Annotated in this window: 8 protein-coding genes; 4 read left to right on the forward strand and 4 right to left on the reverse strand. The window is 42.8% G+C overall.

The annotated features are described in order from the left end of the window. Position 1 precedes the first annotated feature (1 nt). Positions 2–7,897, reverse strand: coding sequence for an FkbM family methyltransferase (locus NLZ44_RS02475; protein WP_493751753.1), 7,896 nt, complete (start codon positions 7,895–7,897; stop codon positions 2–4). Between the two features lie 207 nt (positions 7,898–8,104). Between NLZ44_RS02475 and NLZ44_RS02480 the strand changes: the two genes are divergently transcribed. Both NLZ44_RS02480 and ftsH3 read left to right on the forward strand, forming a co-directional pair. Further along, positions 8,105–9,490 carry a hypothetical protein gene (locus NLZ44_RS02480; RefSeq protein WP_315662530.1) on the forward strand — a complete coding sequence of 462 codons (1,386 nt, stop codon included), beginning with the start codon at positions 8,105–8,107 and terminating at the stop codon, positions 9,488–9,490. Between the two features lie 248 nt (positions 9,491–9,738). Next, positions 9,739–11,541: an ATP-dependent zinc metalloprotease FtsH3 gene (gene ftsH3 / locus NLZ44_RS02485; RefSeq protein WP_493752936.1), complete on the forward strand. Its 1,803-nt coding sequence runs from the start codon at positions 9,739–9,741 to the stop codon at positions 11,539–11,541. A gap of 431 nt (positions 11,542–11,972) precedes the next feature. Here ftsH3 and NLZ44_RS02490 read toward each other — a convergent pair whose 3' ends face one another. Further along, complete coding sequence (locus NLZ44_RS02490) at positions 11,973–13,562, reverse strand: calcium-binding protein (protein ID WP_493751754.1); 1,590 nt, start codon at positions 13,560–13,562, stop codon at positions 11,973–11,975. A 176-nt stretch (positions 13,563–13,738) separates the two neighbouring features. Here NLZ44_RS02490 and NLZ44_RS02495 point away from each other — a divergent pair, with 176 nt between their 5' ends. Next, positions 13,739–14,929, forward strand: coding sequence for a glycoside hydrolase family 10-like protein (locus tag NLZ44_RS02495; protein ID WP_006623488.1), 1,191 nt, complete (start codon positions 13,739–13,741; stop codon positions 14,927–14,929). Here the strand turns inward: NLZ44_RS02495 and tatC are convergent. Together tatC and queC are read right to left on the reverse strand one after the other, a co-directional pair. After that, positions 14,885–15,646 carry a twin-arginine translocase subunit TatC gene (gene tatC / locus NLZ44_RS02500; RefSeq protein ID WP_493752937.1) on the reverse strand — a complete coding sequence of 254 codons (762 nt, stop codon included), beginning with the start codon at positions 15,644–15,646 and terminating at the stop codon, positions 14,885–14,887. The genes NLZ44_RS02495 and tatC overlap by 45 nt on opposite strands. A 428-nt stretch (positions 15,647–16,074) precedes the next feature. Further along, positions 16,075–16,755 carry a 7-cyano-7-deazaguanine synthase QueC gene (gene queC / locus NLZ44_RS02505; protein ID WP_006623486.1) on the reverse strand — a complete coding sequence of 227 codons (681 nt, stop codon included), beginning with the start codon at positions 16,753–16,755 and terminating at the stop codon, positions 16,075–16,077. Between the two features lie 279 nt (positions 16,756–17,034). Between queC and NLZ44_RS02510 the strand changes: the two genes are divergently transcribed. Next, positions 17,035–17,559: a hypothetical protein gene (locus tag NLZ44_RS02510; RefSeq protein ID WP_493751755.1), complete on the forward strand. Its 525-nt coding sequence runs from the start codon at positions 17,035–17,037 to the stop codon at positions 17,557–17,559. Positions 17,560–17,657: the final 98 nt, after the last annotated feature.

The following is a 17,657-nucleotide window of genomic DNA, read 5'->3' on the forward strand; positions in this document are numbered from 1 at the left end:
ATCAACTACTCAAGGGATTTTGCCAATTTTGATAATCCCGTTGCAGATAACTAGGAAGGCGAGAGAGGTCTTGAATTTGTAGTTTTTCCGGCCGATAATATAGCATAGCCACTATGAGATAATTAAGCGATCGCGGTGTATCTAAACCTTGTCGGAGATAGGTTCCTACTTGTTGTAGAAAATCCCATTCATGTTGGGTTAACATTTCATTTTGCAGGCGACTATTTAACAAACTGCGATAGCCATCACCGAGGGGACTCTGATACATATCCTCTAACTTTTGTTCAGGTAAATTCAGCCAAAACTGTGCAAATTGCCACCGCAGTTGTCGCAATTCTACGGTGATATTAGTATCTGTGGGGTCGATCTTAAATAACTTGACACACCCAATTAATCGATTGACAAAAGTTGAGACATCTACAGCAGTGACAGTTGGTGTTACCTGGGGAGAATTAACAGGAGTTGACTGAGTTTTAGTGGTAGCTAAGGTTTGTTTAATTTGAGCGATCGCATCGGCATTTTCAAACACCCGCTGATAATCAGGAAGCAACCAAGCGGGTAAACGATTAACCGCATCTCGTACCAACATTTTACCAGGTTGAGAATACAACATCACCGCCATCAAACAATTAATTGCATGGGGTTCAGTCAGTCCCATAGCAGTCTTAGTCCAATTGTTAACTAATGCTTTTTCCTCATCATTTAAGGGTTGTTGTTGAATACCTCTATTGAGCAAAACTTGATAACCTTTACCTATTTGTTGTTGATAAAGATTTTCTAATCGCTCTGGTGGTTGTCTCAACCAATATTCTACCATACCACGACGAATTTTTTGTAATTTATTTACCACGATAGTATTAGTGGGGTCAAGTTCATAGAGATTAACTTGATCCACCAATTCCGCTAAAAACTGCTGTCGTTTTTGGGGATTATCTAGATCTATCACTTGCTGTTGAGATTGGTAATTTTGGAAGATTTGAGTTAACAAAGCTCCCATTTTCGCACCATAGGCGCGACTATCCAAAAATTCAGGATTAGCCGCCATTTTCTGTTGAATGGCTTGGCGTTTTAACTGTAGCAATTCAGGGGTATTTGCGAGGGTAACAGCCAAACTAATATAGGATGATTCATCGTCGGTAATTAAATCAGGAATACCAAGCGATCGCATCATAGCGGCACCATGTTTAGAACGCAAAGTATCTCCGTCTCTAACTACTACAGGTAATCCCACTTCTAGGGGATCTACTAAGGAGTTTGAGCCAGAATGGGGGTAGGAGTCTAAATAAATATCCCCCTGTTCTAAACAGGCTTTAACGTCGGTACGACTGGGAAGGGACTTAATCAAAACTAAGCGTTTTTCTTCAACTCCGTATTTGCTCAAGGTGGCGTGCATTCGGCGGATAAATTGTGAACTAGCATAGTTACTACTCCAACTAGGAGCAAAGGGATAAAGCACTAAAATCGAATTAGGAACTTGAGCGAGAATTTTCACCCAGGTTTCCCCTTGTTCTGGGATAATTTTATAGAAATTTGCGCCGGACATAAAGACAATTGTTTGGTCATTGGCTCCCCATTGGCTGCGGTGAGGCTTAACGGTGGCGGGTTGAGGTGCGATCGCATAATAGTTAAAACAAAAGCCAGTTCCGTTGAGAACCGCTAAATTTTCTCGATAGAAATTAGGAGCCTCTGCACCCTCGGAAAGATGACCAGAAATATAATAATCAATATATCTCATTCCGGTAGTAACAGGTGATGAAAATAGGGTAGCTTGTACTCGCGCCAGTCGGTGTAATGCTAACAAGGTGACGGGTTTAGTAATGGCGGTTACATTAGTTCCGAATAGCAAAATATCGAGGTTATCAGCGCGAATAGTGGCTGCTTGTTCCAACTTATCATCAGGTAGTCTAACTAAACGGTCAGCGCGGGATCTACAGTATTGCTCTAGGGGATGATTGTTGGCTTGGGTAACATATAAAATAATCTCGAATTGTTCCCGATTGAGATATTCAAAAGCTGGTAATGTTAAGTAAGTTTCGGTTTGGGGGTTGAGATGGTCGTTAAGAATTCCTAGGCGAATTTTTTGGCGATCGCTCGGAGGTTCTGGGAAGGAGTAATCCAAATGAAAATCGCGGCTTTGTAGGAATAGATGAAACAACTCAGCGCGACTACAAAACAGAGGTTTTAAGTTAAAATCCGCGAAATAGTTAGGGATAAAATTACCCCTTTCTAGCAACATAGTTGTTAACTTTTGCCATAGGGGATAGTCTGGCTGCTGCTGGAGACGTTCCCGAACAAAATCTAATAACCGTATCCGATAGCGGGAGTAATTATCTGCGTCTCCAATTTCTTGGAATAGGGGGGGGACATCAAATAAAAATCTAAAATAGTCCTCAGCCAGCCAAGTGGGAATCAAAGACTCTTCAAAGGTAAGCATTAGCTGATCGGCACGACCATATAACATCCCAGCGAGTAAATACTGAAAAGTTTTCGGCTGCTTAAATCCTTGACTCAAATAGGATTTAATTTCCTGAAAATACAGGCGTTCATCATCACGGAAAATCTCGTTTTTGATACCAGAGTTTAGTAGCGACTTATGTGCTTGACCTAAATTCTCCTGATAAGCCTTGGGGAGTTGTTCGGTTTCTAATTTTAACCATAATTCTGCTAGGTGATGACGGAGCGATCGCAATTTATTTAAACCGTCGGAGTCCTGGGGATTATTTTGGTATTTTTGAACAGCTAAATCGACCTCTCTTGCCAGTTTTTGGGTATCTTGAACTGCATCAACTTCAGATTCTATAAATAGTGCGATTACCCCATCTCTTACTTGGGGAGATTGGCTCAACTTCAATCCAGCTTTAATTTGTGCGATCGCCTCAGTGGCTTGACCTGATTCTAAAAATTTTCGGGCAGTTTGCAGCGCGTATAAACTATAATTTTCTTGAGCTTGACGGGAAAGATGTGCCGTTTTATCTGGTGGTAAATACTCGGCAGAAATTTCAATTGAATGTTGCATATCAGCCATATCTTTTGCTTGTTTAATAGAGCGACTACTTGCTGACAAACTGTGCATTCGCCAGCAAGCCAAGGGGGTTGGTTGATAACCAACAGGGTAGTAACTGGCGATGCGTTTCCACATTTCCCAGTCCGCAGCATAACCCACCGGAGGATAAAACCCCCCCAGGTGTTCGTAAACGCTGCGTCGGACGACAATAGAGGGAAATTGAATTTCCTGGCGGACGGCAATTCGTTCCAGCCAATTATTCAAAATACCGGGGTTTTCCTGTTCTAAATTAGAGAGTAATTTAAACTTGCCGCTGTTGTCAATATAATAATGGCGACAGAACACAGCACCGACTTCGGGGAAAGCCTCAAAAACCTGTTGAATCTGGCGGTAAAATCCTGGTAATACTCGGTCATCTTGGTGCAGAATATGCACCCAATGACCGCGACTCCTATTAATGCAAGCATTCCAGTTTTCAACTAATCCCAAGTTGTGGGGTTGGCGGTAAAATTTAACGCGACCTCGACCCACAGTTTTGACGATCGCTTCTGTGTCTCCGGCGGTGGAACAGTCGTCAACAACTTCGATTTCGGTAGTCTGCGGATCTAGATCCTGTTCTAAAATACTATTGAGGGTTTCTTCCAAATAGGTATCGCCGTTATAAGTGGGAATCATAATCGACCACAGAGGACGATTTATGGAGTTAGAAACCGGAGGAATGGATGGAAATTTAGGGAATTTCATTGGAGATACTGGGTTACCGACAGATTCCAATTGACTCAGAATATTATAAGACCAAATGAACGCATCAACATTATACAATTTTGGGTGTAGTTGAATAATTCTAGCTTTCTGGATAGCTAAAGTTGTGCGATCGCTGCTGAGGGTTTGTAGTCGCGAACCAGAAGAATGCTGACGGTAGAAAAGATAGGGTTTCGGTAAACGGTATCCCAACCATCCAATTTCACAAGCGGAAATCCAAAATTCCCAATCTTCCCATCCCGCCTCCATGACGGTTTTAAAGCCTCCGATGTTCCGATAAATTTCGGCTCTAAATAAAGAGGTTACTGGTGCTTGATTTTGCTGCAAGAATGAGCGCAGGTCAAAATCTCCATGGCTGACGGTTTCGTGATTTTCCCCAAAGTGTTGAATGTCGCTATAGACAAAGCCAACTTGAGGATATTTAGACAAAATTTGACAGGCTTCTGCTATAAATTCGGGATGAATTTTATCATCTGCGTCTACACATAAAATCAATTCTCCCCGACTTTTGGAAAATCCCAGATTTCTGGCGCTGACAACTCCTCTATTTGGGGTTTCTATTAAGTTCAATTGACGATCGCCATATTTTTCCAGCCACCGTTTAACTACGGAACTTGTCTGATCTTGACTACCATCATTGATGATCCAACATTCCCAATTAGAATAAGTTTGAGCCACAACACTGGCGATCGCTTCATCCAAATATTGACCCTGGTTATAGCAAGGGATGATTATAGAAACCAGGGGTTCGTCTGAGTTCAGACCATGACTGTAAGAAACGGGTATAGAAGTTTGACGCTGGATAACTCGCTGAGTAATACCATATTGATTTAAAATTTGATTGAGTTCCAATTCAGCAGTGCGATCGGCATTTTCTAAACCGCGATCGTTCTGAAAATATAACCCCAAAATTTCTGGTATTTTAGCGATATTTTCAGTTTTACCAATTCTCAGCCAAAACTCATAATCTCCCGCTACTTTAAATTCTGGGTTAAAATTGCCATATTTTTGATGGAGAGATTTCCGCCACATAGGTTGAGAACCGAGACAGCAGCGGCGTTCTAATTCTTGATAACTAAACTCTGGCCAGTTCCAGCGTTGGTTAGCTTGGGTATTCTCAAAGGTTTCGTTGGGGTTGTGGGTGATAAGTTGATCGCCATATACTACCGCCACATCAGAATGCTGGTCTAAATAATTAGCCATTAATTCTAAAGCATCAAAACGGTGTCTATCATCAGTGTTAGCATTAGTTATATATTCCCCTTTGGCGAGTTCTATGGCTCGATTCCATGCGGCATAAAGGGTTTCTCGGTGTTCGGTGCGATGGTAGATAATTTGGGTATATTTAGCTTGAAAATCTGCTACTATTTCTGCTTCGTTTTCCTGGGAGTTGCTATCAATAACAATAATTTCTAGTTGCTGTTTATCGTATAATGTTTGATTAACCAAATCCTGCAAACATCCCCTGAGAAAATTGGCGGAGTTATAGGTGGAAATAATAGCGGAAACTTTGGGCACGAATACTGGCGATCGCATTACCAACCCTTCTCCCCAATTGATATCCCAAATATCGAGTCCCTCAAAAAAAGCTTTTCCATATTCATCAAACCACTCCATGACCTGTTTTTCTCGCCATTGTTCTGGTTCACTATAAGCCGTTTCATCAAAAAAGGGATAATCCGAAAACCAGTATTTGGGTGCATCTTTTAATCCCAGTTCTGTTTCATCTTTACTTGGACGATAAAGAGCGTTAATTTGTGCGATCGGTTTGCGAGGATTGCGAATTAGTTCGAGACATCGATACCAAGCTTGTTTGACGAGCATATTTCGCCAGTTAACAAATTGAAAGTGCAGCACTCCATAAATATAGTCTTCATCAACTTGATAGGTGTCACCGGAGAGGTTATGGGGTGTTCTTGATGTATGAATAAAGCCGGAATTGTAAGCACAATTTCCATCGTCACAAAAGATAAAATCCTTATAGTTATCAGTCCAAACTGAGTGATCGTAGCGATATTGATTCACACTGCGCCACAACTGAATCCAGTTTAATTTAAGTTTATCTCCCGGGTTCAGACTTAAAATAATTTCCCTTAATTTTCCCTGATTGTAGCAGTTAGCAGTTAGCATTTCATCAGCATCTAAAACGATGAAATGAGTGCCGCCAATTTGCCGTCCGGCTTGCAACAAAGCGTTGCGATCGCCTGGTTCGTCTCGATACCATTCAGTTTTGGTCAGAATTTTTTTAACTTGGCATTCTCCGGCGATCGCCTGGACAATTGGCAGGGTATTGTCTTGAGAAGCATCATCTAAAAATACAATCGCATCAGTATAATAAGATAGTGATCTCAGACATTGCTCAATGATTTTTTCGGCATTTTTCGCGGGGACTAAACCGACTATTTTAGGTTGATTAAATGCGATATTGACCCCTTCTGTAACTTTCAACCAGAAGGAATTACCAGTCCCATTTCCTCCCGAATCAAGTCCAATACCTTGCAAGTAAAATTGTCGATCATTCAAATAAGGTTGCAGATCAGAAATCTGACACTGTCCTTCATACATGGTTTGATACATCCAAACTTCCAAAAATAAACTATGACAGCGTTCTAAGATTTTTTCACCACCCCTGAGAACATTTATTTCGGCACCTTGAACGTCACACCATAGCAGATCAATTTCTTTTCCCTGGAGAGGTTGAAAGTCATCTAACCGAATAGCCGTAACTGTATATTCCTCGGCTGGCTTTGCTTGTGGTGCGATCCAGGTGCGATGGTCTTGGGTGGTTTTGATAGGAAATAAAGAACCGCAACCATCTAGGGTCGTTTCGTATAAAATTAATGTTCCGTTGTGATCACTGACGGCATAATGATGACAGAATACCTGGGGATGGTTACAGAATCGATGATGTAGTTGATTAAAATAGCGCGGACTTGCTTCAAAAATATGAATTTCCAAGTGGGGATAATTTGCCAATAATCGGTCAACTTCAAAGCCGAGATATCCTCCGACAATGACGACTCTTTTAATTTCTTGAGGAGAACGTTTGAGAAATTCATGCAGTTGTCTTTCAGTGGCAGTTTGGATTTCTTCGTAGGGGGGGTTTCCCGTCAATCCCGTATAGTTTTTAGTTGCCGTAAGTTGGGAAAAATACTGACGACAGCCACCGTCGATATCCGCTAAAAATAAATCCTGTCCGTTATCATAAATAACCGAATAACCCCAGGGTTTAATGAAATCCATGATGTCGGATCTTTGAGATCCGTATTCAATGACAATAAGCCGAGGTTTAAAATTTTCAAAATCTAAACCTTTCAGCACTTCTAAATCATGTCCTTCTGTATCAATAGAAAGCAGATCAATGCCAACAACTTGGCGATCGCATAGTATTTGAGTTAAAGTCAAAACTGAAACAGTTTCTTTTTCCCAAACTGCGCCATATCGTTGCCAACGTTCCATTTCCTTGTCGTAGAGGGAGGAAACATCACTTCCCCAGTCCGGTAAATGGGGGTAGGTGGCGACATTCAAATTCGCCATTCCTGGGGTTGAACCGATAGCAGCTTGAATGCAATGAATTGGAGTATTTTGATATGATTTGATCAGTTTTGCAAAGTTTTTTCTAACAGGTTCTATGCAAATTCCCGTCCAACCTTTCTGTTCGTACAAGCGTCGAACATTACTATAGTGATAGCCGTCAAAGGCTCCCACCTCTACAAAAAACTTATATTTGGGTGGAAAATCACGAAAAAATTCTTCAATAATTTTTTCCTGTCCAGACTGAGAATAGTAACCACGGGCGTGCTTAGGAAATTCTCGCGCAAACCAAAAATCTGGGTTGATAGAAAGCACATTAGCACAAGCCATATCCAGCAAATTAAGATGGTTTTTTGAGCGGGCAACCCGCGCCAAAAACCACAAGGATTGCCAATTTTGCAACTCCCGAAATCCCTCGCACAAAGAGCTGATAGAATGGGGTTGTATATCCCAAAATTGTCTAATAATTAATTCGGCTAGATCGTAACGCTGTATCTCAATTAGTTCGGAACTGAGTGCGATCGCTTCATCAAGTTCTCCTTGAAAATTTTGAATACGAGTGACAAGTTGTGGGTTTAGGTTGGTAAATTCAGTCATAATTAGTTTAGAATAAACCCAATTTTAAGTAATCTACAAATTTCCCACGAATTGTATTCACCAAATATGAGATAATGTCAAATGGGATGAGGCGGTCATAGTTTCACCGTCCCCATCCCGGTTGCCGAATACAAGAGGGTGATATCGACCCATAGCATGGGCATCCACTATATTATACACCAATGTGACACCAACCAGATAGATCAGATGAAAATTGTCAAAATTGTCGGTCCTGAAATTGTTGATAGCCTGAATCCATATCTGTTAAACTTCGTTCAAATTTCCACAACTAATCACATCGCACGGCGGTCTCCACTCACCCTGATAACCGCCGCTCGTTTTGATGTAATCGCTAAGTATATTTATGTTCAGTTTAAACGGCTTTCCATTCGTTCAAGCTGGTTTTTATCATTGTACTTGGAACATATCAAAGCCTTTAACAATTATCAAGAGGAGGACGGCACAAAACAAAGTTTTCAAGATTTCTTAACAAACTTTGATCAGTTAATAGATGATATTCAAACCAGAGGTTTTGACGAAAACAGATCCGTCGTGCCAGTTTTAAACCGTCGCTTTATTTTAGACGGTTCACATCGGGTAGCAACTTGTTTATCTATGGACTATCCTCTGTCAACTTTATATGTACAATTAAAGCAGGAATGGATATCTAAAATATCCATTAATTACAACTACAATTTTTTTCGGATTAGGGGAATGCCAGAGCCCTATTTAGATGCGATCGCCCTAGAATATTGTAAATTAAAACCCAATACCTACATTGCTACTATTTTTCCTGCTGCTCAAAATTACGATAGTGAAATCAAGAAAATTTTCCAAGATTGGGGAGAAATTGTTTATGAAAAGTCAGTGGCTTTAAATCACAATGGAGCCATCAATTTAATCAAAACTATTTATGCTAACGAACCTTGGCTAGGTCATTGGCAAAATAATTTTTATGGCGCACTATTAAAAGCATCGGGATGTTTTAGAAAACCAGGTTTAGTGAGAGTTTTTCTGATTGAGTCTCCTAGTTTAGAAAATCTAAAAATTGCCAAAAATCAAATCCGAGAAATTTTTAATATCGGCAATGATTCTATTCATATCAACGACTCTCATGAGGAAACAATATTACTTGCTCAAACCTTATTTAACGCTAACAGTATCCAGTTTTTAAACCAGTCAAGATACAGATTTTATCAAAATTTTGATTATCTTTTTAATCAATATAAAAATACCCTGATTAAATCTAACTTAAATCCAGATTTTTTTTGTATTGACAGCAGTTCCATATTAGCAGTTTATGGCATCCGAGAAGCCCGAGATTTGGACTACATTCATTTTGGCAACAGTCCGATCATATTTCCCCATCCTGAAATTGCTAGTCATAACAGTGAACTCCACTATCATCCTTACCCACGGGATGAAATTATTTTCAACCCAGAAAATCATTTCTATTACAAAGGCTTAAAATTTGCATCGTTGGAGGTAGTCAGACAAATGAAGCTCAAACGAAATGAAGAGAAAGATCGCCAAGATGTTCGAGAGATTGATCGCCTAGTGTCAGTTCCCTCAGTAATTCCCCCGTTCGATTGAGTCTGAGAACCGTTGGCCACAAGTCCACATCCAGGATAGCGCTTATATGGACATAAGAGGAGGGGATCTGCTGTCGAATCCGTCCTCCTGAATAATAGTTTCCTGTTCCCAGACCCCGTATTTCTGAAAAATACGTTAAGATTGGTAAACATAATATCAAAGATACCAGAGAATCTGGGATCGACAAAAAATCAGTAGGAGGATAGACCCCCGTGAATAAACGGTGGAGAAACGCGGTCTTATATGCAATGCTGGCTATTGTCGTCATCGCCTTAGCAACGACATTGTTTGACAAACAACCCCAAAGCCGGGAAACCTGGAAATATAGTACCTTTGTCCAGGAAGTCCAACAGAACCGGGTTGAACGAGTGAGTATTAGTGCCGATCGCACTAAAGCCCTAGTTACAGCCCAGGATGGCTCCAAAATCCTAGTAAATCTACCCAATGATCCAGACCTGATCAACATTCTGAGTGAAAACAATGTTGACATTGCGGTACAACCCCAAACCGAGGAAGGACTTTGGTTCAGAGCATTAAGTAGCCTGTTCTTCCCGATTTTGCTCCTAGTGGGCTTGTTCTTCCTATTACGTCGCGCTCAAAACGGACCAGGTAGCCAAGCCATGAACTTTGGTAAATCCAAAGCCAGAGTCCAAATGGAACCCCAAACCCAAGTTACCTTTGGAGATGTAGCAGGTATTGAGCAAGCCAAGCTGGAACTGAGCGAAGTAGTAGACTTCCTCAAAAACGCCGATCGCTTCACCGCCATTGGTGCGAAAATTCCCAAAGGCGTGCTATTGGTAGGACCTCCGGGAACCGGAAAAACCCTCCTCGCCAAAGCCGTAGCCGGGGAAGCCGGAGTTCCCTTCTTCAGCATTTCCGGTTCAGAATTCGTGGAGATGTTTGTCGGTGTGGGTGCTTCCCGCGTCCGGGACTTATTCGAGCAAGCCAAAGCCAACGCTCCCTGTATTGTATTTATTGATGAAATTGATGCAGTTGGTCGCCAACGGGGTGCAGGTCTTGGCGGTGGTAACGATGAACGGGAACAAACCCTTAACCAGTTACTGACCGAAATGGATGGGTTTGAAGGTAACACAGGCATTATCCTTATTGCTGCTACTAACCGTCCTGATGTACTAGATGCAGCCCTAATGCGTCCGGGAAGGTTCGATCGCCAAGTAGTAGTTGATCGCCCCGACTATTCTGGTCGCTCCGAAATTCTGCAAGTCCACGCCAGAGGTAAAACCCTTGGTAAAGATGTAGATCTCGATAAAATTGCCCGTCGGACTCCTGGTTTTACTGGGGCTGATTTATCTAACCTGTTAAACGAGGCAGCCATTTTAGCCGCCCGCCGCAACCTCACCGAAATCTCTATGGATGAGGTTAATGATGCTATTGATCGCGTCTTAGCAGGTCCTGAGAAGAAAGATCGGGTGATGAGCGAAAAACGCAAAACCCTAGTGGCTTACCACGAAGCTGGTCACGCCTTAGTTGGCGCGTTGATGCCTGACTATGACCCAGTTCAGAAAATCAGTATTATTCCTCGTGGTCGCGCTGGGGGATTAACCTGGTTTATGCCTAGTGAAGATCGCATGGACTCTGGTTTATATAGTCGTTCTTACCTGCAAAATCAAATGGCTGTAGCCCTCGGTGGTCGTTTAGCCGAAGAGATTGTCTTTGGTGAGGAAGAAGTGACTACAGGTGCTTCTAATGACCTTCAGCAGGTTACACGGGTAGCCCGTCAAATGATTACCCGCTTTGGTATGAGCGATCGCCTTGGTCCGGTAGCTCTCGGTCGTCAGCAGGGTAATGTTTTCCTCGGTCGTGATATTATGTCCGAGCGTGATTTCTCCGAGGAAACCGCATCCGCTATTGATGAAGAAGTCCGCGCTTTGGTTGATGAGGCTTATAAACGCGCTCGTCAAGTCCTCGAAGAAAATCGCCCTGTTCTCGATAGTTTGGCAAAAATGCTCATTGAGAAAGAAACCGTTGATTCTGAGGAGTTGCAGGAGTTATTAGCTTCTAGCGATGTCAAAATGGCTGCGATCGCCTAAGCCTCCTTTTTAACCCAATTTTTCCTTCATTCACAGGCTATCCACTTTCAGGATAGCCTTTTTTTTCATCGACAATCCATTCCCCCCCAAAACCTACCTACCATCACATAAACTTTACTAATTTATGCAGCCCCATCGATTTGAATTTCCAAAGAACGTTAAGAATTAATACATTTTTATTGAAAATCCCTCGCAAAAAGTTGACGAGATTATCGGGGTTATGCTATCATCTCAGAAATCGATACCAAGGGCTTCCTCTGTCCTTATGCAAAAATAAAGGCTACAACCCCGATTATATCGCCAGATAAATTATTCTCTCAGCAAAATATTAAATTCACGATGCACGAGTTTTGAGGCAAAAAGCGATCGCTTTTTTTGTCCCTCTTGACAAAAGCGCCATTATGTGCATACAGTCACTCCCTACTATTTGGCTAGATAAACCTAATCGGTCCATCATCAAGATTAGTGCCATCAAATTGAAGATTCACCACCCCTTCTAAAATAGCAATCAACTCATTTTCGCCGGGAGTCCGACGGAAAATAGCAGTCCCTTGTGGGAGTGGTTGGGGGATATCAGTAGAGAATAAATAATCGTCATTGCTCAGTAAGATGACATCAGTAGCGCTGTTAAAATTCAAAATCAAAGCATAGTCAGCCACACCATTAATATCATCATTACCGTTATCGTAAAACGGTCCGTTTTCATTGCCTAATACAAAAGTATCAAAACCTTCTCCCCCAACCAGGGTGTCAATAGTTGTCAGTCCCGGGAAATCAGCGCTAGTATCAACACCAACCAGGAAATCATTACCGCGATCGCCACTTAAATAATCCCTACCTCGACCGCCATAGAGAGTATCATTACCCTGACCACCATATAAACAATCATCCCCATCTCCGCCATAGAGGATATCATTTTCCATATTTCCTAGCAGTATATCATTACCCTGGCTACCCAACAGAGTATCATCACCCTTACCCCCATAGAGAGTATCATCACCCGAACCCCCATCTAGGCTATCATTTCCCTGATTTCCAAACAAAAGATCATTACCATTACCACCCAATAAAGTATCATTATCCTCGCCGCCATAGAGCGTATCATTACCATCGCCACCATCTAAGAAATCATTACCTGCTTCTCCAAATAGCAGATCGCGACCAATTCCCCCCAATAGGGTGTCATCATTTAAACCCCCATAGAGTGTATTGTTACCATTCCCCCCATCTAAGAAGTCGTTATTTTGACCCCCATATAGGAGATCATTACCCCCACCTCCGATCAGGGTGTCATTCCCCGTAAAACCATAGAGGGTATTATTACCACCCCCACCATAGAGCAAATCATTTCCTTCTGTTCCCAAAACTAAACTATTACCGTCGCCACCCTCAAACACATAATCTGCGCTTGGTAGAGTCGGCGTGGGTGTGGGTTCAGAAGGTGTCGGTTCGGAAGGTGTAGGAGTCGGTGTGGGTTCGGAAGGTGTCGGTGTGGGTTCAGAAGGTGTAGGAGTCGGTTCAGAAGGTGTGGGTGTCGGTGTCGGTGTGGGTGTCGGTGTGGGTGTCGGTGTGGGTGTGGGTTCAGAAGGTGTGGGTGTGGGTACTGGTGTGGGTGTCGGTGTGGGTGGTGGTGTCGGAATGGGAACCGGAGGCGGCGGTGTCGGTTGAGCAACAGGTGGAGGTGTGGGTTCAAAAGGTGCAGGTGTCGGTTGAGGAATTGGTGGCGCGGGTTCTGGGATAAAAGGGATTTCCTCCTCCTCCTCTCCATTATCGCCATTATCGCCATTATCGCCATTATCGCCATTATCCCCATTATCCCCATTGTCAACGGGGAGGGTGTCATTATCGCCATTGTCCCCATTGTCAACGGGGAGGGTGTCATTATCGCCATTGTCAAGGAGTCCGATCTCCGGGTCTTCTTCTTCCTCGCGTATGGATTCCTGATCAATAATATCGGTAAGGTCAGATAATGGTGATATATTTATATCCTGTGCCATTGTGCCAAACCCGAAAGCACTCATCCAACTTACCTCACGATCAATACTGCTAGAGCCATTTTTTTCAGAATAGCATATTCTCTCCGAGAGTCTACCACAAGAAGATGGCAACCGATTCCCAGCCGAAATTTTAATAATTGACGATCATCGTTGATAATTAAGAGTGATTCACCCACAGACACAACTACCCATTATCGGAGATGAGCAAAACACCCTATAGATTCTGGAAACTGTTGATTTCATTGGTGGTAGCTGTTAGTGTTTTTGTGGCGATCGCCATTTCCTCTACTTCTCCAATTCCAGCCAGGTCTGTCACCGAAATCAGGGGAGTTTGGCTAACTAATGTTGACAGTGATATTTTATTTTCAAAATCCGGCTTAACTCAGGCTTTAGACCGCCTACGAAATCTGAATTTTAACACTATTTATCCAACCGTGTGGCAGGGAGGTTATACCCTATATCCTAGCCGTGTAGCTGAGGAGGTGTTTGGTATTTCCCTAGACCCCCACCCCGGATTACAAAAACGAGATATGCTCTCGGAGGTGGTGCGGGAAGGACATAAACTGGGATTAAAAGTTATCCCTTGGTTCGAGTTTGGGTTTATGGCTCCCATTGATTCAGAATTAGCCAAACTTCACCCGAACTGGTTAACACAAACCCAAGATGGTAGTTTCACGAAACCGGGAGGAAATCCTGAGTGGGTGTGGTTAAATCCATTTCATCCGGAAGTACAACAATTCATTTTAAATCTAGTGACTGAAATTGTCAAGAACTATGATATTGATGGCATTCAATTTGATGATCATTTTGGCTTACCTGCTGAGTTAGGTTACGACCCCTTTACCGTCCAACTATTTCAGGATGAACACGGTCAATCACCGCCAGAAAATCCCCTAGATACCTATTGGGTGAGATGGCGAGCCGACCAACTTAATAAGTTCATGGAGAGGGTCTTTTATGGAGTTAAAGCGATTCAAGAAGACTGTCTGATTTCCCTGTCTCCGAACCCCCTACATTTTGCGCTTCCGGCTTATCTTCAGGACTGGTTTACTTGGGAAAGAAAAGGTTGGATTGAACAGTTAGTGCCGCAAATCTATCGTTCTGATATGTCTCATTTTATCAGAGAAATAGAACGAGCAGAAATCGAATTAGCCAAAAATCATATTCCGGTTGTCATCGGGATTTTAAGCGGTTTAAAAAATCGTCCCACTGCGACCAATCTCATAGAAGAACAGGTGATAAATGTACGCGATCGCCATTTTGCGGGAGTATCTTTTTTCTTCTATGAAAGCCTGTGGAATTGGGCGGAAGACCCCCCAGAGGAGCGAGAAAATCGCCTCAAAAAGTTATTTTCCCAGGAGTTTAACCGCTCCCACGCCGCCAAAGTATAAGAAGACAATAGCGCCTCCCAACAAACTTTGAGTCAATGGGTCAGTAGAGGGGGTTAAAAATGCCCCCAGAATAGCGGCTCCCATCACCACATATCGCCAGATAGATAACATTTTCTGAGAAGAGACAATACCTAATATCCCCAACAAAATCTGAATAATCGGCACTTGAAATGCGATCGCAGTTACCAACAACAATTTCAGGACAAACTCAAAGTATTCAGCAATTGACCATAGCTGTTCTACCACCTCAGAACCATAATTAATAAAGAACGTCAGAGCCGCCGGAACGATAGCCAGATAAGCAAAAACCAATCCGATTAAGAACAGAAAAGTTGACCCCAGAAAAACCGGACCCAAAAATCGTCGTTCCCGGAGAGTAAGTCCTGGTAAAACGAACTGGATAATCTGAAAAATAATAAACGGACTCGCCACCAGTAAACCGCTATATCCAGCCACTTTCAGGGAGACAAAGAAATACTCTCCCGGAGCCAATTGTAAAAGTTTTACCCCTTGAGCGGGAACCTTTAAAATTTGGACAATTGGTTTAACTGCGATAAAACAAATAACTATCCCAACGACCACAGAAATTAAGGAGTAAAAAATGCGCTGTCTTAATTCTTCCAGGTGGTCAAACAGAGACATTTCTACCTCATCAGGAATTTGGTTGAGGTAGTCATCATCATCGGGGGAAATTTGAGGTTCTGGTGGCTTAATCAGAGTGGCTGTTGATGAACTTTTAGCCCTAGTAGAGGTGGCGGGTTGGGAACCATTAACTGAGCCATTCCCGTTCAAGGGTGCTTGACCATTTTTGCCATTAGTATCGGCGGGTCTGGAAACCTGTTGAGGAGTCGCAGCCATAGTCAAGCTATCTGGTTGAATTACGGGAGTTTTTGGGGGAGTGGGGTTCTCAGTTTTGGCAGTCTCTTTCGCCTCCAATTCCGCGCGTAGTTTCTGATTCTCCCGTTCTGTTTCTGCGAGAAGTTGTTTGAGATTGGTAATTCTTTGATGCAGAACAGTCGCCTCTTGACACAGAGCCTCATAAGCATCAGAATTAGGAGATTGTGAAAATTGGTCTTCCATAGAATTAACTGTTAGGGAACTGTTAGGGAGTGTTTGGCGCTATGAACAAGAGAGTTAGTTAGATGTTATCTTTTAGCATAGGAAATGGGATCAGTTAACCCCAAGGCTTCAAAAGCAGCCAGACGCAAACGACAAGCATCACATACCCCACAGGCTTGGGCTTCTCCCCCATAGCAAGACCAGGTATATTCCCAGGGAACCCCTAAACTGTTCCCCAATTGGATGATATCTGTTTTCTTGAGGTCAATTAGGGGAGTGTTGATGGTAATAGCATTACCTTCGCGTCCTTGTTTGGTTCCCAGACGGAACACGGACTGCATGGCGGCGATATAATCAGGGCGACAGTCGGGATATCCTGAGTAGTCTAGTGCATTGACTCCAATATAAATGCGATCGGCTCCGATGGTTTCCCCGTAAGCCAGCGCCAAACTCAGAAAAATGGTGTTTCTGGCGGGGACGTATGTAATGGGGATGGTTGCGGACATTTCCGCCAAAGTGCGATCGCAAGGTAAATCGATGTTATGATCGGTCAAGGCTGACCCTCCCCAACGCTTGAGGTCAAACTCTACCACTTGATGAGCTGCTACCCCCGCCGCCTCGGCAATTTTGGCCGCCGCCTCCAATTCTCGTAGGTGTCGCTGCTGGTAGTTGAAGGACAGTGCATAGCATTCACAGCCATCAGCTTTCGCCTGATACAGCACTGTGGAAGAATCAAGTCCACCAGAGAGTAGAATTACTGCTTTCACGTTTTCTCGCCTTTACCCAACTTCATCTTTGTTACTTAAATTATAGAATTAATTGTAACAAAAGTTAATAACAATTACCTAGATCTATGGGCTATGACCCTAAGAGGGGAGCAAATCAACACCTGCTAGGGGATAGAAGGCGATCGCCTTTAGTTAAATTACTACAAACTTCTTAACAATTCTCTGCCGACGGAAAATCGCAAAAATACTTCATATTTACTTCCCCCAAAATTCGCTACACTGGTTAATAAGTAAACGACAAGTTACGAGGTATTATTCATGACATTTATACCTAAAGTTCAAGACAATCCCTCCCGCTGGCTAACTCTGGTTCTGATCACCATGGCATTTTGGGTCGGTGGCAGCCTGCTTTTGGATGTGGTAATTATGCCAGCGATGTATGTATCTGGTATGATGCAAGAACCTAGTTTTGCCTCGACAGGCGGAATAGTTTTCTCGGCATTTAATCATATTGAAATCCTTTTCGCCGCCTTAGCCTTAACCGGAATGATGGTTTTAGGAATGACTCTTCCTGAAGGGTTCAGTAATCGGATTCGTACCCTGACGGTGTTATCTTCTATCTTGTTGGCGATCGCTCTGTTGTACACCTACAGCCTCACCCCCCAAATGACTGCCCTAGGGGTAAATTTGAATCTATTTAACGCTGTTGAATCGACTCCAGAGGGGATGAACCAACTACACTTGAGCTACCTAAGTCTGGAATCCTTAAAACTGTTCGCCGCCGGGACTATTTTAGCTTGGTGTTATCATAATCATAATTTTGCTGAAACCATCGAACAGTAATGACCCTAATATTACTATTAGGAATTGACTAGGTTATAGCCCGCCAATATATCAGGATTGTAGCCTAGTTTTTTCATGGTTTATTAGTATGACGGCGG

This window comes from Arthrospira sp. PCC 9901 (assembly GCF_059013425.1).